Origin of the sequence: Serinicoccus sediminis, assembly GCF_004153545.1 — a bacterium.
Classification (GTDB): domain Bacteria; phylum Actinomycetota; class Actinomycetes; order Actinomycetales; family Dermatophilaceae; genus Ornithinicoccus; species Ornithinicoccus sediminis_A.
On the sequence record NZ_SDVA01000023.1, the window covers coordinates 13,600 to 37,563 of the forward strand.

At 73.2% G+C, this 23,964-nt stretch carries 23 protein-coding genes and 2 tRNA genes; 15 read left to right on the forward strand and 10 right to left on the reverse strand.

The annotated features are described in order from the left end of the window. Positions 1-4: 4 nt before the first annotated feature. The 7 genes from EUS26_RS15425 (at position 5) to EUS26_RS17175 (ending at position 5,135) form a co-directional block, all read left to right on the forward strand. Positions 5-757, forward strand: a complete 753-nt coding sequence (locus EUS26_RS15425) for a DUF4129 domain-containing protein (protein ID WP_130014724.1) — start codon at positions 5-7, stop codon at positions 755-757. After that, complete coding sequence (locus EUS26_RS15430; protein ID WP_130014725.1) at positions 754-1,293, forward strand: hypothetical protein; 540 nt, start codon at positions 754-756, stop codon at positions 1,291-1,293. Before EUS26_RS15425 ends, EUS26_RS15430 begins: the two co-directional genes overlap by 4 nt. Further along, positions 1,290-2,324, forward strand: coding sequence for an AAA family ATPase (locus EUS26_RS15435; protein WP_130014726.1), 1,035 nt, complete (start codon positions 1,290-1,292; stop codon positions 2,322-2,324). The genes EUS26_RS15430 and EUS26_RS15435 overlap by 4 nt, the downstream gene beginning before the upstream one ends. Then, positions 2,324-3,688 carry a DUF58 domain-containing protein gene (locus EUS26_RS15440; RefSeq protein ID WP_130014727.1) on the forward strand — a complete coding sequence of 455 codons (1,365 nt, stop codon included), beginning with the start codon at positions 2,324-2,326 and terminating at the stop codon, positions 3,686-3,688. Before EUS26_RS15435 ends, EUS26_RS15440 begins: the two co-directional genes overlap by 1 nt. Continuing rightward, positions 3,688-4,239: a hypothetical protein gene (locus EUS26_RS15445; protein WP_130014728.1), complete on the forward strand. Its 552-nt coding sequence runs from the start codon at positions 3,688-3,690 to the stop codon at positions 4,237-4,239. The genes EUS26_RS15440 and EUS26_RS15445 overlap by 1 nt, the downstream gene beginning before the upstream one ends. Before the next feature lie 171 nt (positions 4,240-4,410). Continuing rightward, a complete protein-coding gene (locus EUS26_RS15450; protein ID WP_130014729.1) occupies positions 4,411-4,782 on the forward strand; it encodes a YidH family protein in 372 nt (123 codons plus the stop codon). Then, on the forward strand, positions 4,779-5,135 hold the full coding sequence (locus EUS26_RS17175; protein WP_202865176.1) for a DUF202 domain-containing protein: 357 nt from the start codon (positions 4,779-4,781) through the stop codon (positions 5,133-5,135). The genes EUS26_RS15450 and EUS26_RS17175 overlap by 4 nt, the downstream gene beginning before the upstream one ends. 164 nt (positions 5,136-5,299) lie before the next feature. Here the strand turns inward: EUS26_RS17175 and clpX are convergent, their stop codons facing one another. The 3 genes from clpX to EUS26_RS15470 all read right to left on the reverse strand — a co-directional run bounded on the left by clpX (position 5,300) and on the right by EUS26_RS15470 (position 8,157). Further along, positions 5,300-6,577, reverse strand: coding sequence for an ATP-dependent Clp protease ATP-binding subunit ClpX (gene clpX / locus EUS26_RS15460; RefSeq protein ID WP_130014730.1), 1,278 nt, complete (start codon positions 6,575-6,577; stop codon positions 5,300-5,302). A gap of 229 nt (positions 6,578-6,806) precedes the next feature. Further along, positions 6,807-7,472, reverse strand: coding sequence for an ATP-dependent Clp protease proteolytic subunit (locus EUS26_RS15465; RefSeq protein WP_130014744.1), 666 nt, complete (start codon positions 7,470-7,472; stop codon positions 6,807-6,809). An 82-nt stretch (positions 7,473-7,554) separates the two neighbouring features. After that, a complete protein-coding gene (locus tag EUS26_RS15470; RefSeq protein ID WP_130014731.1) occupies positions 7,555-8,157 on the reverse strand; it encodes an ATP-dependent Clp protease proteolytic subunit in 603 nt (200 codons plus the stop codon). A 197-nt stretch (positions 8,158-8,354) separates the two neighbouring features. On the opposite strand from EUS26_RS15470, the gene EUS26_RS15475 reads away from it, so the two are divergent. After that, positions 8,355-9,284 carry a DMT family transporter gene (locus EUS26_RS15475; protein WP_130014732.1) on the forward strand — a complete coding sequence of 310 codons (930 nt, stop codon included), beginning with the start codon at positions 8,355-8,357 and terminating at the stop codon, positions 9,282-9,284. Positions 9,285-9,469: 185 nt separating this feature from the next. Here the strand turns inward: EUS26_RS15475 and tig are convergent, their stop codons facing one another. Both tig and EUS26_RS15485 read right to left on the reverse strand, forming a co-directional pair. Then, the gene (gene tig, locus EUS26_RS15480) at positions 9,470-10,879 is read right to left on the reverse strand and encodes a trigger factor (RefSeq protein ID WP_130014733.1); all 1,410 of its coding nucleotides are present in this window, start codon (positions 10,877-10,879) and stop codon (positions 9,470-9,472) included. A gap of 93 nt (positions 10,880-10,972) precedes the next feature. Next, a tRNA-Pro gene (locus EUS26_RS15485) sits at positions 10,973-11,049 on the reverse strand. A gap of 84 nt (positions 11,050-11,133) precedes the next feature. On the opposite strand from EUS26_RS15485, the gene EUS26_RS15490 reads away from it, so the two are divergent. Beyond that, positions 11,134-11,207 (forward strand) — tRNA-Gly (locus EUS26_RS15490). A 36-nt stretch (positions 11,208-11,243) separates the two neighbouring features. Here the strand turns inward: EUS26_RS15490 and EUS26_RS15495 are convergent. Next, complete coding sequence (locus EUS26_RS15495) at positions 11,244-11,795, reverse strand: NADPH-dependent FMN reductase (RefSeq protein WP_130014734.1); 552 nt, start codon at positions 11,793-11,795, stop codon at positions 11,244-11,246. Beyond that, entirely contained in the window at positions 11,792-12,862 is a 1,071-nt protein-coding gene (locus EUS26_RS17420) for a DNA polymerase IV (protein ID WP_238149027.1), read from the reverse strand. The genes EUS26_RS15495 and EUS26_RS17420 overlap by 4 nt, the downstream gene beginning before the upstream one ends. A 127-nt stretch (positions 12,863-12,989) precedes the next feature. Here EUS26_RS17420 and EUS26_RS17425 point away from each other — a divergent pair, with 127 nt between their 5' ends. Beyond that, positions 12,990-14,756: a hypothetical protein gene (locus EUS26_RS17425; protein WP_130014735.1), complete on the forward strand. Its 1,767-nt coding sequence runs from the start codon at positions 12,990-12,992 to the stop codon at positions 14,754-14,756. A 126-nt stretch (positions 14,757-14,882) separates the two neighbouring features. Next, the gene (locus tag EUS26_RS15510) at positions 14,883-15,086 is read left to right on the forward strand and encodes an antitoxin (protein ID WP_130014736.1); all 204 of its coding nucleotides are present in this window, start codon (positions 14,883-14,885) and stop codon (positions 15,084-15,086) included. 81 nt (positions 15,087-15,167) lie between these two features. Here EUS26_RS15510 and EUS26_RS15515 read toward each other — a convergent pair whose 3' ends face one another. Both EUS26_RS15515 and EUS26_RS15520 read right to left on the reverse strand, forming a co-directional pair. Further along, positions 15,168-15,635: a ribose-5-phosphate isomerase gene (locus EUS26_RS15515; RefSeq protein WP_130014737.1), complete on the reverse strand. Its 468-nt coding sequence runs from the start codon at positions 15,633-15,635 to the stop codon at positions 15,168-15,170. Positions 15,636-15,645: 10 nt separating this feature from the next. Beyond that, entirely contained in the window at positions 15,646-16,299 is a 654-nt protein-coding gene (locus EUS26_RS15520) for a mycothiol-dependent nitroreductase Rv2466c family protein (protein WP_130014738.1), read from the reverse strand. Positions 16,300-16,366: 67 nt separating this feature from the next. Between EUS26_RS15520 and pepN the strand changes: the two genes are divergently transcribed. Next, entirely contained in the window at positions 16,367-18,967 is a 2,601-nt protein-coding gene (pepN, locus tag EUS26_RS15525; protein WP_130014739.1) for an aminopeptidase N, read from the forward strand. A 252-nt stretch (positions 18,968-19,219) separates the two neighbouring features. Continuing rightward, positions 19,220-20,311: a La RNA-binding domain-containing protein gene (locus tag EUS26_RS15530; protein WP_130014740.1), complete on the forward strand. Its 1,092-nt coding sequence runs from the start codon at positions 19,220-19,222 to the stop codon at positions 20,309-20,311. 222 nt (positions 20,312-20,533) lie between these two features. Here EUS26_RS15530 and malQ read toward each other — a convergent pair whose 3' ends face one another. Then, a complete protein-coding gene (gene malQ / locus EUS26_RS15535; protein ID WP_130014741.1) occupies positions 20,534-22,657 on the reverse strand; it encodes a 4-alpha-glucanotransferase in 2,124 nt (707 codons plus the stop codon). Positions 22,658-22,794: 137 nt separating this feature from the next. Between malQ and EUS26_RS15540 the strand changes: the two genes are divergently transcribed. Then, positions 22,795-23,700 carry a mechanosensitive ion channel family protein gene (locus EUS26_RS15540; RefSeq protein ID WP_130014742.1) on the forward strand — a complete coding sequence of 302 codons (906 nt, stop codon included), beginning with the start codon at positions 22,795-22,797 and terminating at the stop codon, positions 23,698-23,700. A gap of 71 nt (positions 23,701-23,771) precedes the next feature. Continuing rightward, positions 23,772-23,964: hypothetical protein (locus EUS26_RS15545; protein ID WP_130014743.1), on the forward strand; the 193-nt coding region annotated here is incomplete at its 3' end.

Consider the following 23,964-nt stretch of genomic DNA (forward strand, 5'->3'; position numbering starts at 1 on the left):
AGGTATGCGCAGGGGCACGAGGTCGACCAGTGGTGTCGTCCTCGCGGTCCTCGCGGCGGTGGCCGCGCTCACCCTGCTCCTGTGGGGGTCGAGCAGCGGCACCCCCCTGCTCGGCCCGCCGACCGGCTCCTGGGAGCCCGACCTCGCCCTGCCGCCGGCCCCGCCGCTCGCCGACGAAGCCCCGCAGACGGCGGTCCCGACCGGGTCGCCCGAGCCCACGCAGGAGGGTCTGCAGCTCGACTGGCTGCTCATGGCGCTGCTCGCCCTCGTCGTCGTGCTGGTGCTGCTCGTCGTCCGGGCGCTGCTGGCCCGCGCGCACGACCGGGACGAGCCGTTGCGGATGGAGGAGGACGAGGAGCTCGCGGCGCTGCTGGAGGCCAGCGGTGACGACGTGCGCTACCGCGCCCTCGCCGAGGGCGACCCCCGCAACGCGGTCGTCGCCTGCTGGGTCGCGCTCGAGGACGCCGTGCGGCGCTCCGGGCTGGCCGACAACCCCGCCGAGACCGCCAGCGAGCTGACCCGTCGGGTGCTGGGCCGCTGGGAGGTCGACGAGACCTCGATCCGCACCCTGTCGGAGGCCTACCGCGAGGCCCGTTTCTCCCGGCACCCGGTGTCGGAGGAGCAGCGCGAGCAGGCCGTCGCCGCGCTCGACCGCATCCACGAGGACCTGCGCCGCCGGGCCCTCGCCGAGCAGGAGCGGGCGCACCACGCCGCGGCAGCCCGCGCCCCGTCCGAGGGTGAGGGCGAGCAGCGATGACCAGGCCCTTGCCCCACCGGCAGCGGGCCCTGGCCACCGACCTGCGCCGCCACCTCGTGCCGGCCCTGGTCATCGCCGTCCTGCTGGGCGGGCTGCTGTTCTTCATCGGCGCCCTGCCCTACGCCTGGCCCCTGGCCCTGCTCGTCGTGGTGCTCGCCGGCGTCGTGGGCGGGTTGCTCACCTGGGGGGTGTCCACGACCGCCCGCGACGTCGAGCAGGCCTACTGGGTGTCGACGCCGCGCCAGGAGACGGCGCCCCCGGACGCGATGGACTACCGCCTGCTGCGGCTGCGGCGCGACCTGCGGGACGCCCTGGAGCGCGACGACCGCGCCGACGAGATCTACCCCGTCGTCCGCGAGCTCGCCGCGGAGCGCCTGCTCGCCCACCACGACGTCGACCTCGAGACCCAGCCCGAGCAGGCCCGGGCGCTGCTCGACCCGCACCTCGCCGCCTACCTCGAGCACCCGCCCACGGACACCCGCAGGCGCAGCAGGAGCGCGCTGCATACCGCCATCGAAGGAGTCGAGAAGCTGTGAACGACACCCCCACCCCCGCCCTGGACGTCCCCGAGGTGTCCCGGCGCGCCGCGCAGGTGCTCGACCGGGTCGAGCAGGCGGTCGTCGGCAAGCGGGAGGCGCTGACCCTGGTGCTCACCGCGGTCCTCTCCCGCGGCCACGTGCTGCTGGAGGACTTCCCCGGGCTCGGCAAGACGCTGGCGGCGCGCTCCTTCGCCCAGACCCTGGGGCTGGACTTCACCCGGGCCCAGTTCACGCCCGACCTGCTGCCCTCCGACCTCACCGGGTCCTTCGTCTTCGACCAGAAGAGCACCGAGTTCGTCTTCCGCCCGGGTCCGCTGTTCACCGGGCTGCTGCTGGCCGACGAGATCAACCGCACCCCGCCCAAGACGCAGTCGGCGCTGCTGGAGGCGATGCAGGAGCACCAGGTGACCGTCGAGGGGCAGACCCATCGCCTGCCGCAGCCGTTCCACGTGCTCGCGACCGCCAACCCGGTGGAGTACGAGGGCACCTACCCCCTGCCCGAGGCGCAGCTGGACCGTTTCCTCGCGCGGGTGTCCTTCGGCTACCCCTCCCCCGAGGAGGAGTGGGACGTGCTGCGCCGGCGGGTCGCCCGGCAGTCCGAGGACCAGCGGCTCGAGCCGGTCACCGACGCCGCCGGGCTGGCGGCCATGCAGGACGCGGTCGAGCGGGTCCCGGTCGAGGACGACATCTCCCGCTACTGCGTCGAGCTGGCCTCGGCGACCCGCCGGCACCGCGCCGTCCTCGTCGGCGCGTCCCCCCGCGGCTCGCTCGCCCTCATGCTCACGTCGCGGGCGTATGCCGTCGTCCACGGCCGCGACTACGTCACCCCCGAGGACGTCAAGGCGGTGGCGCACGCCGTGCTGGACCACCGCATCTCTATCAAGCCCGAGCTGTGGATGTCCGACACCGGCGGCGCCACCGTGGTGACGGCCGCCCTGGGCCAGGTGCCGGTCCCGGGCGCGCGGACCGGAGCCTCCACGGTGGACGAGCAGGAGGAGGAGCACGTGCGGTCCTCGGCCTCCGCCTGATGGCGGCCTTCGAGCGGGCCGACGCGTGGCGGCCCACCCACGCCCTGCAGCGCTGCCTCGTCGCGGTCCTCGCGATCGCGCCGGTCGCGCTGGTCTTCCGGCGGCCCGACCTCCTGGTGCTGGTGAGCCCGCTGGCGCTGGTGCTGGCCTGGAGCCTGGCCACCCGTCCGCAGGAACGGCCCGACCACCGCTTCGCGCTGTCGCACGCGCAGGTCCGGGAGGGCGACCAGGCGCTGGCCGTCGCGGACGTCGAGCCGGTCGAGGGTGCCGAGGTCCTGTCCGCCGCCCTGACGCCGGCGCCCTACGTCACCGCGGTGCTGCGGGAACGGATGCGTCAGGCCCGGGACAGCGACGACCTCCTGGTCCAGCGCACGTCGACCGTGGTCGAGGCCGCCGGGCCGCAGGTGCAGGGCTACCGGCGGCTGCTGGTCGGCGTCCGGGTGACCCGGTGGGGGGTGCGCCGGATCGGGCCGATGCAGGTGGCCGCCACGAGCGCCTGGGGGGCGTGGCGATGGGGTCCGCTCTCGATGGACGCGCAGGCCCTGCGGGTGCTGCCGCAGCCGGCGGCCTTCGACACCTCCGCCCCGGCGCCGCACCCGCGCGGGCTGGTGGGGATGCACCGGTCGAGCCGGCCGGGCGAGGGCAGCGAGTTCGCGACGATCCGCCCGTTCCAGGTCGGCGACCGGCTGCGGCGCATCCACTGGCCGCGCTCGAGCCGGACCGGGGAGCTGCACGTCACCTCGAGCTACGCCGACCAGGACACCCACGTCGCCGTGCTCGTCGACGCGCACTACGACCTGGGGCGCTCCGGCGGCCTGGACGGGGACGTGAGCTCGCTGGACCGGTCGGTTCGGGCCGCGGCCGCGGTCGCCGAGCACTTCCTGCAGCAGGGGGACCGGGTGAGCCTGCGGGTGCTCTCGGCCCGCACGCCCCTCCTCGTGCCCGTCGGGACGGGGAAGCGGCACGGGGTCCGCATCCTCGACACCCTCAGCCGGGTCCAGGCCTCCGTCGACGACCGGACCGACCCGCAGCGGGTCCACCTCGGGATCGGCTCCGGGACGCTGGTGGTGATGATCTCCTCCCTCGTGTCGCCCGACGCGCTGACGCAGGCGGCGACGCTGGCCGCCCGCGGCACCTCGGTCGTCGTGGTCGACGCCCTGGGGGACGCCGCGGCGCGGCTGGCGCCGAGCGGGGAGCGCGACCCGCTGGCCCGGACCGCCTGGCGCATCCGGATGCTCGAGCGGGACCGCGAGATCCGCAGGATCCGCGCCCAGGGCGTCGCGGTCGTGCCGTGGCTGGGTGCCGGCAGCCTGGACGTCGTGCTGGTCGAGCTGGCGCGGCGCCGACGGAGGGTGGGGGCCTGATGGGTGAGCTGCGCGAGCACTGGGTCAACCTGCGGACCGCCACCCCCAGCCACCTCCGGGTGCGCCTCGTGGCGCTGGCCGGGGCCGTCGTCGTGGCGCTGAGCCTCGCCGCTGCCGGCGGTGGCGGCCCCGTGGCGTGGGGCGGCACCGTGCTGCTGGGCGCCCTGGTGGTGCTGCAGCCGGGGGGCATCATGCCGGCGTTCTTCCTCGTGTGGGCGATCGCCGCCTGGTGGGCGGGCGTGCCGGGCCCCTGGCACTGGGCGCTGCTGCCGGCCGCCTGGGGCCTGCTGCTCGTGCACGCCGGCGCCGCCCTCGCGGCCTCGGTCCCGCCCCAGGCGACCGTGCCCCGTGCCGTCGTCGTGAGGTATGCCGCCCGCGTCGGCGTCGTCGCGGCGGCGGTCACCCTCGTCTGGGGTCTCGCGGCGCTGGCGGTCGGGGCCCGGTCCGGCGGCGGCCCGCTGCCCAGCGTCCTGGGGCTGGCCCTGCTGGCCGGGGCTCTGCTCGGCTACGTCCGCCTCCGCCGCCACCACACCGCACCGGACGCGCCGTAGGACGACACCGGACGCGTGCTCAGCCCGCACCGGACGCGTGCTCAGCCCGCACCGGACGCGCCGTCGGCCCGCGGTCGTGCTGCACGGGCCGGGGTCACCGCATACCTCGCGCCCCTCGCCCCGGCCTATGCTGGCGCCCATGCACGCGCTCGTCGACCTGACCGCCGGGCGATGAGCGGGGGCCGGTCGCGGCGTCGCTTCCCGCAGTCGGTGTACGCCCTGGGCAGCGACCCGGACCCCCGCTTCAGCCTGGCCAACGAGCGCACCTTCCTCGCGTGGATCCGCACGGCGCTCGCCTTCCTCGCCGCGGGGGTCGCGCTGGAGGCGCTCGCGGTGCCGATCGCCCCGGGCTACCGGCTGGCCGCCGCTGCCGTCTTCGTCGTGCTCGGGATGCTGGCCTCGGTGCAGGCGTGGGTGGGGTGGTTCCGGGTCGAGCGGGCGATGCGCGAGGGGCGGACGCTGCCGCCGCTCACCATCGGTGCCGTCATCGCGGTCGGTGTGCTGCTGGCCATCCTCCTCGTCGCAGTGGGGCTGCTCGCGTGACCGTCGGACCGGACCGGCCCTACGACCCCGGGTTGCAGCCGGAGCGCACCCTGCTGGCCTGGCGCCGGACGGCGCTCGCGCTCGCCGTCGTCTCGGCCGCGATCGCGAGGTATGCCGGTGACCGGCTCGGTCTCGTCGCCGCCGCACTCGTGGGTGTGGTGGGTGTCGCGGGCGCGGCGTGGGCCTACCACCGGGCGACGCAGCGCTACCGCCGGATGCATCTGTGGCTGCACCGCGAGGACACGCTCGACGGCGACGGGTTGGCGTTCGTCGTCGCCAGCGCCTCCCTGAGCCTCGTGGCCGTGGCGGCTGCGGTCTACGTGCTGCAGGTGGGGCTGCAGAGGCTCGCCTGAGCCGTCACGCCACGAAAGAGGCGGTCGACCTGCCCATCACGCGCTCGGTGCGGTCTGACCACGCGTCCGGTGTGTCCTGGACGCGCGTCTGGTGTGCTCCGATCACGCGTCCGGTGTGTTCCGACCACGCGTCCGGTGTGTCCTGGACGCGCGTCCGGTGCAGGTCAGGCGCTCTCCTTGCGCTGCTGACGCTTGCGGGGGGCGACGTCGCGCCGCACGATCGTCGGGTTGACGTTCTCCTGGACGACCTCGCGGGTGATGACCACCTTGGCGATCTGGTCGTCGGAGGGGACGTCGAACATCACCGGCAGCAGCACCTCCTCCAGGATCGCCCGCAGCCCGCGGGCGCCGGTGCCGCGCAGCAGCGCCTGGTCGGCGATCGCCTCGAGCGCCTCGTCGGCGAACTCCAGCTCCACGCCGTCGATCTCGAACATCTTCTGGTACTGCTTCACCAGGGCGTTGCGCGGCTCGGTGAGGATGTTGACCAGCGCGTCCCGGTCCAGCGGCGACACCGTGGTGATGACCGGCAGGCGACCGATGAACTCCGGGATGAGCCCGAACTTCATGAGGTCCTCCGGCAGCACGTCGCCGAAGTGCTCGCCGACGTCCTTGGCCGACTTCAGCTCCGCGCCGAAGCCCAGGCCCTGCTTGCCGGTCCGGGACTCGATGATCTTCTCCATGCCGGCGAAGGCACCACCGACGATGAAGAGCACGTTGCCCGTGTCGATCTGGATGAACTCCTGGTGCGGGTGCTTGCGCCCGCCCTGCGGCGGCACGCTGGCGACCGTCCCCTCGAGGATCTTCAGCAGCGCCTGCTGCACGCCCTCCCCCGACACGTCCCGGGTGATCGAGGGGTTCTCGCTCTTGCGGGCGATCTTGTCGATCTCGTCGATGTAGATGATGCCGGTCTCGGCCTTCTTCACGTCGAAGTCCGCGGCCTGGATGAGCTTGAGCAGGATGTTCTCGACGTCCTCGCCGACGTAGCCGGCCTCGGTGAGCGCGGTGGCGTCGGCGATCGCGAAGGGGACGTTCAGCATCCGCGCCAGCGTCTGCGCGAGGTAGGTCTTGCCGCACCCGGTGGGGCCGATGAGCAGGATGTTGGACTTGGCGATGTCGACGTTGTCCTCGCCGCCGCTCTTGCCCTCCCCCGCCTGGATCCGCTTGTAGTGGTTGTAGACCGCGACGGCCAGGGCGCGCTTGGCGGGGTCCTGGCCGACGACGTAGTTCTGGAGGAAGTCGAAGATCTCGCGCGGCTTGGGCAGCTGGCCCAGCCCGAGGTCGCTGGACTCGGCCAGCTCCTCCTCGATGATCTCGTTGCACAGGTCGATGCACTCGTCGCAGATGTACACCCCGGGCCCGGCGATCAGCTTCTTGACCTGCTTCTGGCTCTTCCCGCAGAAAGAGCACTTCAGCAGCTCGCTGCTCTCGCCCATACGTGCCACGTGGTCGTCCTTCCTGAGCTCGGGCCGGGGGTCCGTGGGGCGAGCCGGGCTCGCCCTGTCCGCCCGACGCTACCTTGCCGGGAGGGGTTTGGGCAGGGTTTTCCGGGCGCCGTCCGCGTGTTGGCGCTCCCTGTCCGCTGTCAGCGCAACACCTCTGCGGCGTGCGCCGACGTCCGGGTATGCCGACGGCCGGGCCGCGCGGGCCCGGCCGTCGGCATACCCGCGGGACTCAGTCGTCCAGCGAGGCCTTGCGCGAGGCGAGCACCTCGTCGACGAGGCCGTACTCCTTGGCCTCGGCGGCGGTGAGGATCTTGTCGCGCTCGATGTCCTTCTGGACCTGCTCGGCCGTGCGACCCGAGTGCTTGGCCCAGGTCTCCTCCAGCCAGGTCCGCATGCGCAGCACCTCGTTGGCCTGGATCTCGATGTCGGAGGCCTGCCCGTAGTCGCCACCGGCCAGCGCGGGCTGGTGGATGAGCACGCGGGCGTTGGGCAGCGCGAACCGCTTGCCCGGGGCGCCCGCGGCCAGCAGCACGGCGGCCGCCGACGCGGCCTGGCCGATGACGAAGGTCTGCACGTCCGGCTTGATGTACTGCATCGTGTCGTAGATCGCGGTCAGCGCGGTGAACGAACCACCGGGGCTGTTGATGTACATGAGGATGTCGCGGTCCGGGTCCTGGCTCTCCAGCACGATGAGCTGGGCGATGATGTCGTCGGCCGAGGCGTCGTCGACCTGGACGCCGAGGAAGATGATCCGGTCCTCGAACAGCTTGGTGTAGGGGTCCTGGCGCTTGGTGCCGTAGGAGGTGCGCTCCTCGAACTGCGGCAGGATGTAGCGGCTGCTCGGCGCGAGCGGCGCCGGGAGCCCGCCACCGGGCTGCGCGGGGGCGGCGCCCATCCAGGCACCACCGGCATACGGGCTCTGCTGCTGGGGGTAGGTCATGGTGAGATCAGCTCTCTTCTCGCGTCTGGGTGGCCGGTCAGGAGGTGGGTCCGGCGTCGCCGGAGCGCTCGTAGACGTGGTCGACGAAGCCGTAGTCCTTGGCCTCGGCCGCGGTGAACCACCGGTCGCGGTCGGAGTCGCGGGTGATCTGCTCGACGCTCTGCCCGGTGTGCTCGGCGATGAGCTCGGCCATCTGGTGCTTGATGTGCAGCATCTGCTCGGCCTGGATCTTGATGTCGGAGGCGGTGCCGCCGATGCCGCCGGAGGGCTGGTGCATCATCACCCGGGCGTGCGGCGTGGCGTAGCGCTTGCCGGGGGCGCCCGCCGAGAGCAGGAACTGGCCCATCGAGGCGGCCAGGCCCATCGCGACGGTGGCGACGTCGTTGGGGATCCACTGCATGGTGTCGAAGATGGCCATGCCCGCGGTCACCGAGCCGCCCGGGGAGTTGATGTAGAGCCAGATGTCCTTCTCCGGGTCCTCGGCGGCGAGGAGGAGCAGCTGGGCGCAGATGGCGTTGGCGTTGTCGTCGCGGACGTCGGAGCCCAGGAAGATGATGCGTTCCTTGAGCAGCCGGTTGTAGATCTGGTCGTCCAGGCCGGCCTGTGCCGGGCGCTCGGCCATGGTGGTCTCGTCAGTCATGTGCTGCTTTCCCTCGCTTCGTCCGGGGTATGCCGTGCGGCACGTGTGCTTGTCAGTGACCCTAACGCCCGGCCCGGTCGCGACACTCCCCCACCGGGGCCGTGTTCGCCGTGAGCGCACTGCCCGCCCCGGCCCGGGCTCCCGGGCCGGGGCGCCCGTGCGTGTGGGGCCGGCCCCGACCGTTCTAGGCTTGACCGGTGACCCCCACCTCCCGCACCGACCGCACCTGGCTGGTGGCCCTGGCCGCCTCGCTCTGGGGGCTCTCCGCCCTCTGGCGCGGCCCCCTCGCCCAGGAGCTGCCGTCCCTGGCCATCGTCTTCTGGGAGCACGTGCTGCTCACCCTGGCCCTGCTGCCGTGGCTCGTGCCCGCCCTGCGCCGGTGGCGGGCCGCGACGCCGCGCACGCAGGTGAGCGTCCTCGTCATCGGGGCCGGCAGCTCGGCCCTGGCGACGACCCTGTTCACCGCCGCCTTCCGGCTCGGTGACCCGATCACGCCGCAGGTCCTGCAGAAGCTGCAGCCCTTCATCGCCCTCGCGCTGGCGGCGGTGCTGCTGGGCGAGCGCCTGCGTCGGTCCTACCTGCTCTTCCTCCTGCCCGCGGTGGTGGGCGCCTGGCTCATGACCTTCGCCGACCCGTTCGCGGTGAGCGTGAGCTCGGCCCAGGCGGCGCTGCTGGCGCTGGGCGCGGCCGCCCTCTGGGCCGCGGGCACCGTGCTCGGCCGGGGGGCGAGCGCCGAGCTGGGCTTCGTCGACCTCGCCGCCCTGCGGTTCGCGTTCGGCCTGGTCACCCTCGCGGTCATCGCCGGGTTCACCGGCACCCCGCTCGCGGTCCCGCTGTCGGCCGTCCCCTCGATCCTCGCCCTCGCCCTGCTGCCGGGGCTCCTGGCGATGACGCTCTACTACCGGGCGCTGCGGCATACCCCGGCAGCGCGGGCGACCCTGGCCGAGCTGACCTTCCCGCTCACCGCCGCCCTCATCGGGGTCGTCGCGTTCAGCAGCCGCCCGGAGCCGACGCAGTGGCTGGGGATGGTGCTGGTCGTCGCGACCGTCGTCGCGCTGTCGCTGCACGAGCAGCGCGCCCCGCAGCCCTCGGTCCGCGCCCCCGCGCACGCCGACGCCCTGCGCTGACCGCCCCACGCCCTCGCGCGGCCCGCGAGCGCCGACCGTCCCTCCGCCCGACCCCGGGAAGGGCGCGACTGCAGCGGTTGTCCACACCCCCTCCGCACGCAGAAGCGCAGGCACCGGGTATGCCCTGAGATCGCCCTGTCGGGCGGCATACCCGGTGCAGCGGCGCACCGTGCGTGGTGAGTGGGTCAGGCCTTGTCGGCCGACTCCTCCTCGGTCTCGACGACCTCGTCGCCCGCCTCGACGACCTCGTCGCCCGCCTCGACGACCTGGTCGCCCGGGGCGACGACCTGGTCGCCCGGGGCGACCTCCTCGTCCGCGTCGTCCTCGTCGTCACCCTCGATGGCGTCCAGGTCGACGACGTTGCCCTCGGTGTCGGTGACCTTGGCCTGCTCCAGGACGTTCGCCAGCGCCTTGCGGCGTCCGACCTCGGCCACCATCGCGGGGACCTGGTTCTGCTGGTCGATCTGCTGCGCGAACTGCTGGGCGTTCATGCCGTACTGCTGCGCGGTCATCATGATGTACTCGATGAGCTCGCCCTGGTCGACCTCGACCTCGTCGCGCTTGACCAGCGCGTCCAGCAGGAACTGCGTCTGCATGGCCTTCTTGGTCGACTCGGTCACCTCGGCGCGGTGCTCGTCGTCCTCCAGGCGGTCCTCGCCCTCCAGGTGCCGGTGCACCTCGGCCTCGACGAGGCTGTCCGGCACGGGGATCTCGACCATCGCGAGCATGGCCTCGAGGACCTTGTCGCGGGCCGCGACGCCCTGCTCGAAGCGGGCGCCCTGCTCGGCCTGCTGGGCCAGGTCCGCACGCAGCTCGTCCATGGTGTCGAACTGGCTCGCGAGCTGGGCGAACTCGTCGTCCAGCGCGGGCAGCTCGCGCTCCTTGGCGGCCTGCACGGTGACGGTGACGTCGGCCTTCTCGCCCTTGCGGTCGCCGCCGGCGAGCGGGGACTGGAACTCCACCGTCTCCCCGGCCTTGGTGCCGCGCAGCGCCGTGTCGAGCCCGTCGAGCATGGTGCCCGAGCCGATCTCGTAGGAGACACCGGTCACCGAGTCGATCTCCTCGTCGCCGATCACGGCGGAGAGGTCGATGGTGAGGTGGTCGCCGGTCTTGGCCTTGCGCTTGATCGGCTTGAGGGTGCCGAAGCGCTCCCGCAGGTTGTCGATGCGGGTCTGGACGTCCTCCTCGGACGCCTGGACCGGCTCGACCTCGACCTCGATGCCGGAGAAGTCCGGGAGGTCGAACTGCGGCACGATGTCGACCTCGGCCTCGAACGCCAGGTCCTGGCCGTCCTCCATGGGCAGCGAGGTGAGGTTGACCTCGGGCTGGCTCAGCGGCGTGAGGCCGTTCTCGGTCATCGCCTGCGTGTAGTACTCCGGCAGCGCCTCGTTGACGGCCTCCTGCACCACGGCACCGCGCCCGAAGCGCTGGTCGATGATCCGGTTCGGGACCTTGCCCTTGCGGAAGCCCGGGATCTGCACGTTGGCGCCGATGCTCTTGTAGGCGGCGTCCAGCCGGGGCTTGAGGTCGGCGGCGGGGACCTCGACGGTCAGCTTGACCCGGGTCGGGGTCAGGGTCTCGACAGCGCTCTTCACTGCTGGTTGCTCCGTTGTCATGTCGGGGGTATGTCGTGGCCCGCCGGGCACAGGTCGGCTACGGGCGGGCACGCGGATCAGCACCATGCTAGGTGGTCGGGGTAGCCGGATTCGAACCGGCGGCCTTCCGCTCCCAAAGCGGACGCGCTACCAAGCTGCGCCATACCCCGTGGTGGGGCGGCGTCACGGCCGCCCGCGGTGGAGGGTTTAGACTAACTGCTCGGCCGGGGCACGGAGGACGTCGCGCTGGTCACGCGGGTGTAGCTCAATGGTAGAGCCCCAGTCTTCCAAACTGGCTACGCGGGTTCGATTCCCGTCACCCGCTCCACCCTGTCCAGCGGTCGTCGTCCGCGGCCCGGGCCGCTCAGGCCGGCTGCCGTCCCGCGGCCTCCTCCACCTGGTCCAGCAGCGTGTCCAGCTCGTCCGGGCGCCAGTCGTGCGGCGTGAGCTCGGCCCCGTCGAACTCCTCCATGGTGCGCAGCGCCACCTGCTGCCGCACGACGACCATGCTGTAGTTCGCCAGGATCAGCCGCCAGTGCTCGACCGCGCGGACGGCACCCTCGGAGCCGTAGCCGACGAGCCCCGCTGCCTTGCCCTGCCACTCCGGGTAGAGCCAGTCGGTGGCGTTCTTCAGCCCGCCGGGGACCGAGTGGTTGTACTCCGGCGTGACGAGCACGAAGGCGTCGCACGCGTCCACCGCCGCGCTCCAGGCCAGCACGCTGTCGTGCGGGTACTGCTTCTTCGCGCCGCCGGGGACCTTCTCCCACTCCAGGAGCGGGACGCCGAAGCTCTTGAGGTCGATGAGCTCGTACTCGGCCGAGCCGCCCCGGGCCAGCGCCCGCTCGTGGACCCACCGGCCCACGCTCTCGCCCTTGCGACCGTCACGGAGGGAGCCGATGATGATGCCGATCTTCATGTCTCCATCCGACCACGTCGGTCTCCGTAGCCACCCGCCGGGGGCACCATCTCCCCCCGGACGCCGAGCAGGCGCACCGGCCGGTCGTCGTCGAGCCGTTCGTAGAGCGCGAAGGCCTCGTCTGCCAGCACCTCCGGGTCGGTCGTGGGCGCCGCCAGCAGGTGGGACCGGTGGTAGGTGGAGAACGGCGCGAAGCGCACCTTGAGGTGCACCCGCCGGACCGGGCGGCCCTCCTCCCCGACGTCGGCGACGACCCGCTCCGCGAGCTCCCCCAACGCCTCACGGACCTGGTCGGCAGTCCGGAGATCCTGCTGGTACGTCGTCTCCCGCCCCCGGGCGCGCGGCACCCAGGGCGTGTCGTCGGGACGGTCCGCGCCCTCCCCGCGCGCCAGCGCGGACAGCCGAGGCCCGTTGCCCGGGCCGAACTCGGCGCGCAGCACCTCGTCGTCGGCGTGGGCCAGCTCGGAGACCGTGGCGATGCCGAGAGCCGCCAGCCGGCTCGCGATCCGCCGGCCGACACCCCACAGCGCCGTCGTGGCCCGCGGGCCCATGACGTCCAGCCAGGTGTCGCGGGTGAGGACGGCGGTGCCGCGGGGCTTGCCGAGGTCGGTGGCCGTCTTGGCCCGGACCAGCGTGTCGCCGATCCCCACGGAGCAGTGCAGCCCCGTCGCCTCCAGCACGGCACGCTGCAGGGCGCCCGCCACCTCCTGCGGGTCCTCGGCGCGCACCCCGACGAACGCCTCGTCCCAGCCCAGGACCTGCACCACGGCGCCCGGCCAGCCGCGCAGGACGCCCATGACCTGCTCCGAGGCGTCCTCGTAGGCCGGCAGGTCGAGCGGCAGGAACACCGCACCGGGACACCGGCGGGCGGCGACGCGCAGCGGCATACCGGAGCGGATCCCGTGCTCGCGCGCCTCGTAGGACGCCGTCGAGACCACGGCCCGCTCGCTCGGGTCGCCCCGGCCGCCGACCACGACGGGCCGACCGGCCAGCTCCGGGCGACGCAGGACCTCCACGGCGGCGAGGAACTGGTCCAGGTCGACGTGCAGCACCCAGCGTCGGCTCACCCGACCATGGTGGCCGAGCCGGTGCGCCGGCGCCACGGGGCGTGGCGCCCCGGGGGCCGTGACAGCCCGGGTTAGCGTGAGGGGTGGCGTCGGGACGGTCGGCGCGCGGTCGATCGCAGGGAGTCGTATGTCTGTCCACCACGCCCGTACCCGTCGCCGCTGGGCGGCGCTGACCGCCACGGCGGTGGTGCTGGCCGCGTGCACCCCCGGCGCCGACTCACCCGGCTCGGCGGACGGGACGGGGACGCCGACCGGGGCCGAGGGTTCCTCGGACGGCGGCGACCCGACCGGGGACGAGGAGGAGGGCGCCAACACCCTCGTCGCCGTCCCCGTGGCCGGTCCGGAGCCCGCCGTCCTCTCCGGCGGCACGTCGGCCGAGCTGTCGGTCGAGGCCTCGCGCGCCCTCTTCGAGAGCGCCCCGGTGGTCGTCGTCGCGGCGCAGGACGAGCAGCTGGCCGCCGCCTCCGCCGGCGTCGCGCTCGGCGTGCCCGTCCTCGTGGACGGCCCCGGAGTGGCTGAGGAGGTGGCGCGGCTCGGGGCGCGGACAGCCCTCACCGTGGGGCCGGTCGACGACCCTGGCGTCGACGTCCTGGCCGTCACGGACGACCAGGCGCTGGCGGAGGCCCTCGGGACCGAGCCCGCGGGCGAGCCGGTGCCCGAGGGCGAGCAGGTCCGCGCCCTGGTCGGGCTCGAGCCGGGCGTGGCAGCGCTGCTGACGGGTGTGGACCGGGACGGGGCGCCGTCCGGCGCCGACACCGACGCCGCGACGCAGACCGCGGGCGACCCGGCCGGGCAGACGAGCGCCCCGGTGGAGCCGCTGGAGTCCGACGTCGAGGAGCTGCCGGAGACCTCCGCACCGGAGGTGGTCGACGGGGTGACGGTGATGACGACGGGCGCCGACGAGGACGCCGCCGCCGTCGCCTCCGCCCGCGCCGTGGGGGCGCAGGTGCTCGTCGTGCCGGAGGGCGACCCGCGGGCCACCTCCGAGACGGTGCAGGCGCTCGCCGACGCGGACCCGGGCACCGTGATCGGCATCGGCGAGGAGTTCGGTGCCGCGCAGACGCTGACCTGGCGGGCGCAGACCGCGGCGACCGGGGTCGAGCTGCCCGGCGGCGGCCAGCTCGTGCTCCCGGGCAAGACCTACGTCGCGCTCTACGGCAACCCGACGACGTCCGCGCTCGGCGTGCTCGGGGAGCAGGGCCCCGAGGCCACGGTCGAGCGGGCCGAGCAGGTGGCGGCACCGTATGCCGACCTGACCGACGAGCCGGTCGTGCCTGCGCTGGAGATCATCGCCACCGTGGCCAGCTCGGAGGCCGGCGCTGACGGCAACTACAGCACCGAGATGGACCTGGAGACCCTCCGGCCCCTGGTCGACCTCGCCGAGAAGCACGGGATGTACGTCGTGCTGGACCTCCAGCCCGGGCGGACCGACTTCCTCACCCAGGCCAGGAGGTACGAGGAGCTGCTGCGGCGCCCGCACGTGGGCCTCGCGCTGGACCCCGAGTGGCGGCTCGGCCCCAGCGAGGTGCACCTGGAGCAGATCGGCCAGGTCGACGTCGCCGAGGTCGACGCCGTCGTCGACTGGCTGGCCGACCTCACCCGCGACCACGACCTGCCGCAGAAGATGCTGGTCCTGCACCAGTTCCAGACCCGGATGATCCCCGGGGTCGACGAGGTCGACCAGTCCCGCACCGAGGTCGCGGTGCTCATCCATGCCGATGGGCAGGGCGCCCAGGCGGACAAGCAGGGCACCTGGCGGACGCTGCACGACCACGCCCCGTCGGTGCCCTACTGGGGGTGGAAGAACTTCTACGACGAGGACCTGCCCGGACCGCTCTCGCCGGAGGCGACGATGCAGGTCGAGCCGACCCCGGACTTCATCAGCTACCAGTAGGAGCACGACCGTCCCGGCCGCCCCCAGGGGCGGCCATCCATGACGACAGGCCCGCCGACCGTGTGCTTGTGTGGCTGGACGGGCGCTCCGACCGGGGCGCCGGACCCGACGGGAAGGAGCCACGTCATGGGGTTCATGGACAAGGCCGAGGACATGGCCGGGAAGCACGACGAGAAGGTCGACCAGGGGGTCGAGCAGGGCGGCGACTACGTCGACGACAAGACCGGGGGCCAGCACTCCGAGCAGGTCGACAAGGCGCAGGTCTTCGCCAACGACCGGGCCGACCAGCTCGGCGGCGTCGAGGACGAGGGCGACGACGAGAAGTCCTGAGCCGACCTCGGCAGGACGACACCCCTGCACGACCAAGCCCCCGCCCGGACGCACCGGGCGGGGGCTTCATCGTGCCCGACGTCAGCCCTGCGGGGGCAGCGTCCCGTCGGCCTCGTAGGCGCTCACCATGTCGATGCGCCGCTGGTGCCGCGCGTCCCCGGAGAAGTCGGTCGCCAGGAAGGTGGCGACGATCTCCCGCGCCTCGTCGGTGCTGTGCATGCGCGCGCCGAGCGAGACGACCTGCGCGTCGTTGTGCTCCCGGGCGAGCCGGGCCAGCTCGGGCCGGTAGGCCAGGGCCGCCCGGATGCCGACGACCTTGTTGGCCGCCATCTGCTCCCCGTTGCCGGACCCGCCGAGCACGATGCCGAGGGAGCCCTGCTCCTCGGCCACCGCCCGTGCGGCCCGCAGCACGTAGACGGGGTAGTCGTCCTGGGGGTCGAGATCCAGGGGTCCGTGGTCGACCACGTCGTGGCCCTGCTCGGTGAGCCACGTGACCAGGTCGCGCTGCAGCTCGTAGGCCGCGTGGTCACCGCCGATGTGCACCCGCATGCCGGCCTCCTCAGCTGAAGTCCGGGCCCACGGTGCGGGTCCGCTTCATCTCGTAGAAGCCGGGGGTCTGCGCGACGAGCAGGCAGCCGTCCCACAGCCGGCCGGCGGCCTCGCCCTTGGGCGCCGGGGTGACGACCGGACCGAAGAACGCGATGTCCTCCACCCGGACGACCGGCGTGCCCACGTCGTCGCCGACGAGGTCGATGGCCCGCTGGTGGCTCGCCCGCAGCGTCTCGTCGTAGGCCTCGCTCCCGCCCGCCTGGGTCAGGGCCGGGTCCAGACCCAGCTCGTCGAGCACCTCGGCGGTGATGGTGTCGAGCTCCTCGCTGCCGCGTCCCTCGAGGTGGATGCGCTGACCGTAGGCGTCGTACATCTTCCGGCGCAGGTCGTTGGCCTCGTCCGCGGGCAGGTCGGCGGTGGCCGCGACGATGGTCCGGACCGGGCCCCAGGCGCGGTCGAGCATGGCGCGGTAGCCCTCGTCGAGGTCGCGCCCCTCGTTGAGCACGGACAGGCTCATGACCGAGAAGGTGATCTCCAGGTTGCGCACCTCCGCGGCCTCCAGCAGCCAGCGGGAGGTCATCCAGGCCCAGGGGCAGGCCGGGTCGAAGAACATCTCGGCGTGCGTCGTCTCACCGGACTGGGCAGGTGCTTCGTGATGCGTCATGCGACCATCGTGTCACGGCATACCCTGACCTTCAGCCGCACCTGACGCTCGACGAGGAGACATCTGCATGCCCGGGACCAACCTGACCCGTGACGAGGCCGCCGAGCGTTCGACGCTCCTCCGGACCGAGTCCTACGACGTGGTCCTGGACCTCGCCCGCGGGCCGGAGACCTTCGCCACGAGCAGCACCGTGCGCTTCACCTGCACGCGGCCGGGCGGGTCCACCTGGATCGACTTCGTCGGGCCCTCGGTCGAGCGCGTCGTGCTCAACGGCACCGAGCTCGACCCGGCCCGGTCGGTGTCCGACGGGCGGATCACCCTGCCGGACCTCGCGGAGACCAACGAGCTGGTCGTCGAGGCGACCGGCGCCTACATGAACACCGGCGAGGGCCTGCACCGGTTCGTCGACCCGGCCGACGGCGAGGTCTACCTCTACACCCAGTTCGAGGTCCCGGACAGCCGGCGGATGTACCCCGTCTTCGAGCAGCCCGACCTCAAGGCCACCTTCGCCTTCACCGTGACGGCACCCGCGCACTGGCAGGTCATCTCCAACGAGCCCACCCCCGAGCCGACGCCCGCCGGGCGGACCGATGACGCCGACGGCGTCGACACCGCGACCTGGGCGTTCCCCGCCACCGCGCGCATCTCGTCCTACATCACCGCGCTGGTCGCCGGGCCGTACGACGTCGTCCGTGACTCGGTGAGCACGCGGGCCGGCGAGGTGCCGCTGGGCGTCTTCTGCCGACGCAGCCTCACCCCGCACCTGGACGCGGACAACATCCTCGACGTCACCAAGAAGGGGTTCGCCTTCTTCGAGGAGGAGTTCGACTGCGCCTACCCGTTCACGAAGTACGACCAGATCTTCACGCCGGAGTACAACATGGGCGCGATGGAGAACGCGGGCTGCGTGACCATCGTCGAGAACTACGTCTTCCGGTCCAAGGTGACCGAGGCGATCGTGGAGCGCCGGGCCCTCACCATCCTGCACGAGCTGGCCCACATGTGGTTCGGCGACCTCGTGACCATGACGTGGTGGGACGACCTGTGGCTCAACGAGAGCTTCGCCGAGTGGGCCTCGACGACGGCCCAGGCCGAGGCGACGCGGTGGACCGACGCCTGGACCACCTTCGGCACCGCCGAGAAGGCGTGGGCCTACCGGCAGGACCAGCTGTCCTCCACCCACCCGGTGGCCGCGGACATGGTCGACCTGGCCGCCGTCGAGGTGAACTTCGACGGCATCACCTACGCCAAGGGCGCCTCGGTGCTCAAGCAGCTCGTGGCCTACGTGGGGCGCGAGCCGTTCCGCGACGGGCTGCGCGCCTACTTCGCCAAGCACGCGTGGGGCAACACCACCCTGCGCGACCTGCTCGTCGAGCTCGAGGCGACCAGCGGGCGGGACCTGAGCTCGTGGAGCCAGGTCTGGCTCGAGACCGCCGGCGTCAACACGCTCACGCCCGAGGTCGAGGTGGCGCAGGACGGCACCATCACCTCGTTGGCGATCGTGCAGACCACGCCGTCAGAGCACCCCACCCAGCGCCCGCACCGGCTCGCGGTCGGCTGCTACGACCTCGTGGACGGGGCGCTGCGCCGCAGCCACCGGGTCGAGCTCGACGTGGACGGGGAGCGCACCGAGGTGCCCGAGCTGGTGGGGCGTCCGATGCCCGACCTGCTGCTCGTCAACGACGACGACCTCGCCTACGCCAAGATCCGGCTCGACGAGCACTCGCTCGCCACGGCCCTGGAGCACCTGCGGGCGTTCGAGGAGTCGCTGCCGCGGGCGCTCGTCCTCGGCGCGGCGTGGGACATGACGCGGGACGGCGAGATGGCCGCGAGCGACTACGTGCGCCTCGTGCTCACCGCGCTCCCGGGCGAGACCGACTCGACCCTGCTGCGCGTGCTCATCCAGCAGGTGAGCGCCGCCGCGCTCACCTACACCGCGCCCGAGCACCGCGAGGCCGTGGTCGCGCAGCTGACCGCCGGGCTGCGGGAGAGCACCCTCGGCGCCGACGCCGGCAGCGACGCCCAGCTGCAGCTGGTGACGGCGTGGTCCTCGTTCGCCCGGTCCGAGGAGGACCTCGCCCTGGTGCGGGGCCTGCTGACGGGGGAGCGCGAGCTGGCCGGGCTGACCGTCGACCAGGACATGCGCTGGACGCTGCTCACCGCCCTCGCGACGGCCGGGGCGGCCGGCGAGGACGAGATCGCCGCCGAGCGCGAGCGCGACAACACCGCGACCGGCAACGAGAAGGCCGCCCGGGCGCGGGCCGCGGTGCCGACCGCGGAGGCGAAGGAGACCGCGTGGGTCGACGCGGTGGAGACCGCCGGCCTGTCCAACTCGGTGCTGGCCGCGATGGCCCTCGGCTTCGGGCGGGTGCACGACGAGACGCTGCTGCGCCCCTTCGTCGAGCGCTACCACGACGTGGTCGGGCAGGTGTGGGACGAGCGCACGCACCACATCGCCGAGTCGCTGGCGGTGGGCTTCTACCCCCTCGCGGTTGCCTCCCCCGAGCTGCTGCAGGCCAGCGAGTCCTGGCTGGAGGCGCACCCGGACGCCTCGAACAGCCTGCGCCGCACGGTGGCGGAGAACCGCGACGCCGTCGCCCGTGCCCTGCGCGCCCAGGCCACCGACGCCCAGACCCAGACCCCGACCCCGACCCCGACCCAGGGCTAGACCCAGACCTATACCCCCGCACAGGACGCGCGCCCAGGCCGCACAGGACGCGTGGTCCGACCACTCCGGACGCGCGCCCGGGCCGCACAGGACGCGTCGCCCGACCACTCCGGACGCGTCGCCCGACGACTCCGGACGCGGGTTCGGCGTCCTGATGTGCGCCGATCCACACCCCGGTCTGCCGCCGGCCTTCATCCACAGGATGGTCCAGAGGCCTGGTCGTGCCCGTGGTCGAGACAGAGGCTGAGTGGCATGGACCTCGCCGCCCTGCCCTCGGTCTTCAGCCGCCGGTTCGCCCTCGATTCCGGTATGTCGTCCCGCGAGCTCACCGAGCTGCTCCTGCTCGGCGAGCTCGCGCGGGAGTCGAGGAGCTGGTTCCGCCGGCCCCGTGCCGGCGTGCAGCCCGGTCAGGAGGAGTGGCAGCGGGTGCAGGGCGAGCACCTCGACCGCCTGCAGTGTCAGCTGCAACGCTTCCCCGGGCACGTGGCCAGCCATACCAGCGCCGCCCTGCTGCACGGGCTCGCCGTCACGGTCTCCCCCGACGCCCCGGTCGAGCTGACCGTCCTCGAGGGCGCGCAACGATCCCGGACGCTGCCCGGCGTGATCCTGCACCACTGCGACTCCGCCGGCACGGAGGTCGCCGTCGTGGACGGGCTGCGCACCACCGACCTGCTCAGGACGGTCGCCGACACCGCGCGCACCCGCCGGCTCCCGCACTCGACGGCACTGGTGGACGACGTCCTGCGCCGGGGCATGCTGACCACGTCCGACCTGCGCAAGCAGCTCGACCAGCAGAAGCGGTGGAGGGGACGCCCCAAGGCCGTCGCCGCGCTCGCGTTGTCCGATCCGCGGCGCGAGACCTGGCTGGAGTCGTTCTCCTTCGTCACGTTGCACGAGCGCGGGCTCCCGATCCCGCTCTCCCAGGTCGACATCTTCGACGAGGACGGCAGGTTCCTCGGCAGGACGGACGGGCTGCAGCCGGAGTCCGCGTCGTTCTACGAGGCGGACGGGCGTGGCAAGTACTTCCTCGACCAGTCCGAGACCGTCTCACCCGAGCAGTCGGTCCGTGGCCGCCTGGAGGCCGAGCAGCGCCGGCACGGTTGGCTCTGCGGGATCGGTCTGCGCGGGGTGCGCTGGACCAGCGACGAGATCATCGGTGACCCGGAGTCGGTGGCGAGCCGCGCGAAGCAGGTGCTCGGACCCCCACCGGCACCCGTCCGAGGGTATGCCGTGTGGAACGGCGAGCGCCGTCGTCTGCCGTTCTCCGCGGACCGTCCGGCGGTCGACCTGGAGCAGATCTACGTCACCCGCCGCATGCGTGAGCGGGCACGCCGTACCTCCTGACCACGATTCATCTCCACCCGTTGCCGACCACGCGTCCGGTGCGGCCTGAGCGCGCGTCCGGTGCGGCCCTAGCGCGCGTCCGGTGCGGCCAGACCACGCGTCCGGTGCGTCCTGAGCGCGCGTCCGGTGCGGCCAGACCGCGCGTCCGGTGCGGCCAGACCGCGCGTCCGGTGCGTCCTGACCACGCGTCCGGTGCGGCCAGACCGCGCGTCCGGTGCGGCCCTAGCGCGCGTCCGGTGCGACGGCGCGGGCGATGCGGCGGGCGCTGCGCCAGGTGACGAGCTCGTCCAGCAGGACCGGTCGGCCGTCCGGCCCGGCGAGCGGCACCCTCCAGTTGGGGTACTCCTCGTCCGTCCCGGGCTGGTTGATGACCCGCGTGTCGCCGGCCAGGTCGCTGACGCTGACCCCGAGCAGCTTGGCCGGCGTCCGGGCCAGGAAGGCGTGCAGCGCCTCGACCTGCTCGGACACCTCGCCGCGTTCCCCCAGCAGACCTCGCCGTCGGAGGTCGGTCAGCACCTCGTCCCGCGAGCGCTCCTCCTCCTCCTGCTCGACCTCCAACGGTCGGTCGAGCAGGCCCAGCCGGGAGCGCAGGTCGATGTGGACCCCCTCGAGGTAGCCGGCCGTGGGCGGCAGGTCGTGGGTGGTGACCGTGGCCAGGCACAGCTCGCGGTAGGCCTCCGGGTCCAGCAGCCGGCCGTCCCCGTCCCAGTCCCGCTCGAACCACAGGATCGAGGTGCCCATCACGCCGCGGTCGCGCAGGTAGTCCCGCACCCACGGCTCGACGGTGCCGAGGTCCTCCCCGACGACGACGGCGCCGGCCCGGTGCGCCTCCAGCAGCAGGATGCCGATCATCGCCTCGTGGTCGTAGCGCACGTAGGTGCCCTGGAACGGCTCGGCGCCCTGCGGGATCCACCACAGCCGGAACAGCCCGATGACGTGGTCGACCCGTAGCCCGCCGCTGTCGCGCAGGGCGGCCCGCACCATCTCGCGGTAGGGGGCATACCCGAGCTCGGCGAGCTTGTCCGGGCGCCACGGCGGCTGCGACCAGTCCTGACCGAGCTGGTTGTACTGGTCGGCCGGTGCCCCGACGGTGACTCCCCGGGCCAGCGCGTCACCCAGGCCCCACGCGTCGGCGCCGTCCGGGTGCACCCCGACCGCGAGGTCGGAGATGACGCCGAGCGACATCCCGGTGTCGAGCAGGTCGCGCTGCACCCGGGCGAGCTGCTGGTCCAGCACCCACTGCAGCCAGCAGTGGAACTCGACCTCGGTCGCGTGCTCCTGCCGGTATGCCTCGACCGCCTCCCCCCGGGCGTCCTGCAGCTCCTGCGGCCACTGCCGCCAGGACGTCCCGTGCTCCTGGGCGATGGCGCACCAGGTCGCGAAGTCGACGAGCCCCTGGCCCTCCCGCTCGACGTAGGCCTCGAAGGCCCGGGACCGGCGCAGGGACCGCGGCTGCCGGAAGACGAGCCGTAGCGCCGCCTGCTTGGCCGCCCACACCGGGTCGCGCTCGATGCTGTCGAGGGCGAGGTAGCGCTGCGCGTCGTCGGCGTGCCACTCGACGAGCTGGCGCTCGGCCGCGGACAGGTAGGCGACCTCGGGCACGTCCTCGACCCGGATGTAGACGGGGTTGACGAACCTGCGACTCGTCGGCAGGTAGGGCGAGGGCTCCATCTCGCCGACCGGCTCGGCCGCGTGCAGCGGGTTGACCAGCACGAAGTCCGCACCGAGCCCGGCCGCCCAGGCCCCCGCCTCGCCGAGGTCCGCGAGGTCGCCGATGCCCCACGACGCGGCCGAGCGCATGGCGTAGAGCTGGGTCATCAGGCCCCAGGCACGGGCGCCGTCCGCCTCCAGCCCGGCCGGCAGCTCCAGCCGGGTCGGGGTCACGACCAGCGGCATCCGGGCCTGCTCGCCCGCGGCGCGCACGACGACCTCGTGCCACCCCAGCGGCAGGTCGGTCGGCACGTCCAGCAGCACCCGCCGCACCGGGCGGCCGCCGACCTCGCGGTCCTCCTGCCCGGGCCGCAGACCCAGCGACCGCTCGTGGCCGTCCTCGGTCCGCAGCGTCGCCGTCGGCGGCTCCTGCTCGGTGAGGTGCACCGGGACGACCGGGGACGCGCCCCGCGCGACCACCGCGACGGCGGGCAGCAGCCGGTGCCACTCGCGCTCCTGCACCCGGGTCAGCTCGCGGTCGACGAAGTCGCCGGAGACGTCGACCCCGAGCGCCTCCAGCACGGCGACGACCGTCTCGTCGGGGACCTGCGCGTGGCGGCCCTGCCAGTCCCAGAACTCCGTCGCGATGCCGTAGGCGCCCGCCAGCTGGGCGAGGGCAGTGATGCTCTGCGTCACGAGGGTCGAACCTTTCGCAGGGGACGGTCGAGCACAGTCTCTCAGGAGAGGGCCCCCGGGCCCTAGCGCCGCGACGGGGCGTCGTCCGCGGCCGGCGGGGGTGCAGGGGCACCTGCCCGGGCGACGACAATGGGGGTATGCCGAATCTCGACGTGCCCTTCGACTCCTGGGGGTCGACCGTGGACTGGCTGCTCGGCGCGCCGCTGCGGATCGTCCTCATCCTCGTCTTCGCGATCATCGCCCGGTGGGCGGCGCACCGCGCGATCAAGGGGGTGGTCGAGCGCGCCGCGACGCGCGCCGACGACCACGAGCGGTCCTCGCTGGAGCGGGTCTTCGACTCGGCGGCCGGCGTGCGGAACGAGCGTCGGCGGCAGCGGGCGCTGACGATGGGCTCGCTGCTGCGCAGCATCGCCACCTTCACCATCGCCACGGTCGCGCTGCTGACGATCATGGCCGAGCTGGGTATGCCGCTGGCACCCCTGCTGACCAGCGCCGGGATCGGCGGTGTCGCGCTCGGCTTCGGCGCCCAGTCGCTGGTCAAGGACTTCCTGTCCGGCGTCTTCATGATCATCGAGGACCAGTACGGCGTCGGTGACTTCATCGACACCGGCGAGGCGGTCGGCACCGTCGAGGAGGTCAGCCTGCGGGTCACCCGGCTGCGCGACGCCAGCGGGGTCGTCTGGTTCATCCGCAACGGCGAGATCATCCGCATCGGCAACAAGAGTCAGGGCTGGGCGGTCGCGACGATCGACATCCCGGTGGCCTACGACGAGGACCCGGCGCAGGTCATCCCGCTGCTGCGCGAGGTCACCGCCCAGGTGTATGCCGACCCCGACTGGTCCGGCAAGCTCCTGGAGGAGCCCACGGTGGCCGGCGTGGAGTCGGTCTCCGGCGGCACGATGACGCTGCGCATCTTCGCCAAGTGCCGGCCCGGCGAGCAGTGGGGTGTGCCCCGCGTCATCCGCGAGCGGGCCAAGGAGCGCTTCGACACCGAGGGCGTCCGCGGCCCGCGCATCACCCCCTTCGGGGACGCGCAGGTCTGACCCCCCTGCCGCAGCGATCCCGCCCAGCGCTCCGCCGAGAGCACAGCCCGCGGGTTTGGCACGATGGGTCGATGGCAGGGAGGCCGGAGGGAGGCGACGACCGGGGTGACCTGGTCGCCGAGCAGGGTGCGCGCCTGCACCTGCTGGCCGCCACGCTCACGGGTGACACCGACCGCGCGACGCGCCTGACCGCCGGCACCCTGGCCGCCGTCGGCCCGGGCGCCGGGTGGCGCGAGCTGCGGACGGCCCTGGTCCGGGCCTACC

Excerpts from the sequence above, each read along its gene's own strand:
- EUS26_RS15425 (WP_130014724.1), top strand. The coding sequence starts at position 5 with ATGCGCAGGGGCACGAGGTCGACCAGTGGTGTCGTCCTCGCGGTCCTC.
- EUS26_RS15430 (WP_130014725.1), top strand. The coding sequence starts at position 754 with ATGACCAGGCCCTTGCCCCACCGGCAGCGGGCCCTGGCCACCGACCTG.
- EUS26_RS15440 (WP_130014727.1), top strand. The coding sequence starts at position 2,324 with ATGGCGGCCTTCGAGCGGGCCGACGCGTGGCGGCCCACCCACGCCCTG.
- EUS26_RS15445 (WP_130014728.1), top strand. The coding sequence starts at position 3,688 with ATGGGTGAGCTGCGCGAGCACTGGGTCAACCTGCGGACCGCCACCCCC.
- EUS26_RS15450 (WP_130014729.1), top strand. The coding sequence starts at position 4,411 with ATGAGCGGGGGCCGGTCGCGGCGTCGCTTCCCGCAGTCGGTGTACGCC.
- EUS26_RS15465 (WP_130014744.1), bottom strand. The coding sequence starts at position 7,472 with ATGGGCGCCGCCCCCGCGCAGCCCGGTGGCGGGCTCCCGGCGCCGCTC.
- EUS26_RS15470 (WP_130014731.1), bottom strand. The coding sequence starts at position 8,157 with ATGACTGACGAGACCACCATGGCCGAGCGCCCGGCACAGGCCGGCCTG.
- EUS26_RS15495 (WP_130014734.1), bottom strand. The coding sequence starts at position 11,795 with ATGAAGATCGGCATCATCATCGGCTCCCTCCGTGACGGTCGCAAGGGC.
- EUS26_RS17425 (WP_130014735.1), top strand. The coding sequence starts at position 12,990 with ATGTCTGTCCACCACGCCCGTACCCGTCGCCGCTGGGCGGCGCTGACC.
- EUS26_RS15510 (WP_130014736.1), top strand. The coding sequence starts at position 14,883 with ATGGGGTTCATGGACAAGGCCGAGGACATGGCCGGGAAGCACGACGAG.
- EUS26_RS15515 (WP_130014737.1), bottom strand. The coding sequence starts at position 15,635 with ATGCGGGTGCACATCGGCGGTGACCACGCGGCCTACGAGCTGCAGCGC.
- EUS26_RS15520 (WP_130014738.1), bottom strand. The coding sequence starts at position 16,299 with ATGACGCATCACGAAGCACCTGCCCAGTCCGGTGAGACGACGCACGCC.
- pepN (WP_130014739.1), top strand. The coding sequence starts at position 16,367 with ATGCCCGGGACCAACCTGACCCGTGACGAGGCCGCCGAGCGTTCGACG.
- EUS26_RS15530 (WP_130014740.1), top strand. The coding sequence starts at position 19,220 with ATGGACCTCGCCGCCCTGCCCTCGGTCTTCAGCCGCCGGTTCGCCCTC.
- EUS26_RS15540 (WP_130014742.1), top strand. The coding sequence starts at position 22,795 with ATGCCGAATCTCGACGTGCCCTTCGACTCCTGGGGGTCGACCGTGGAC.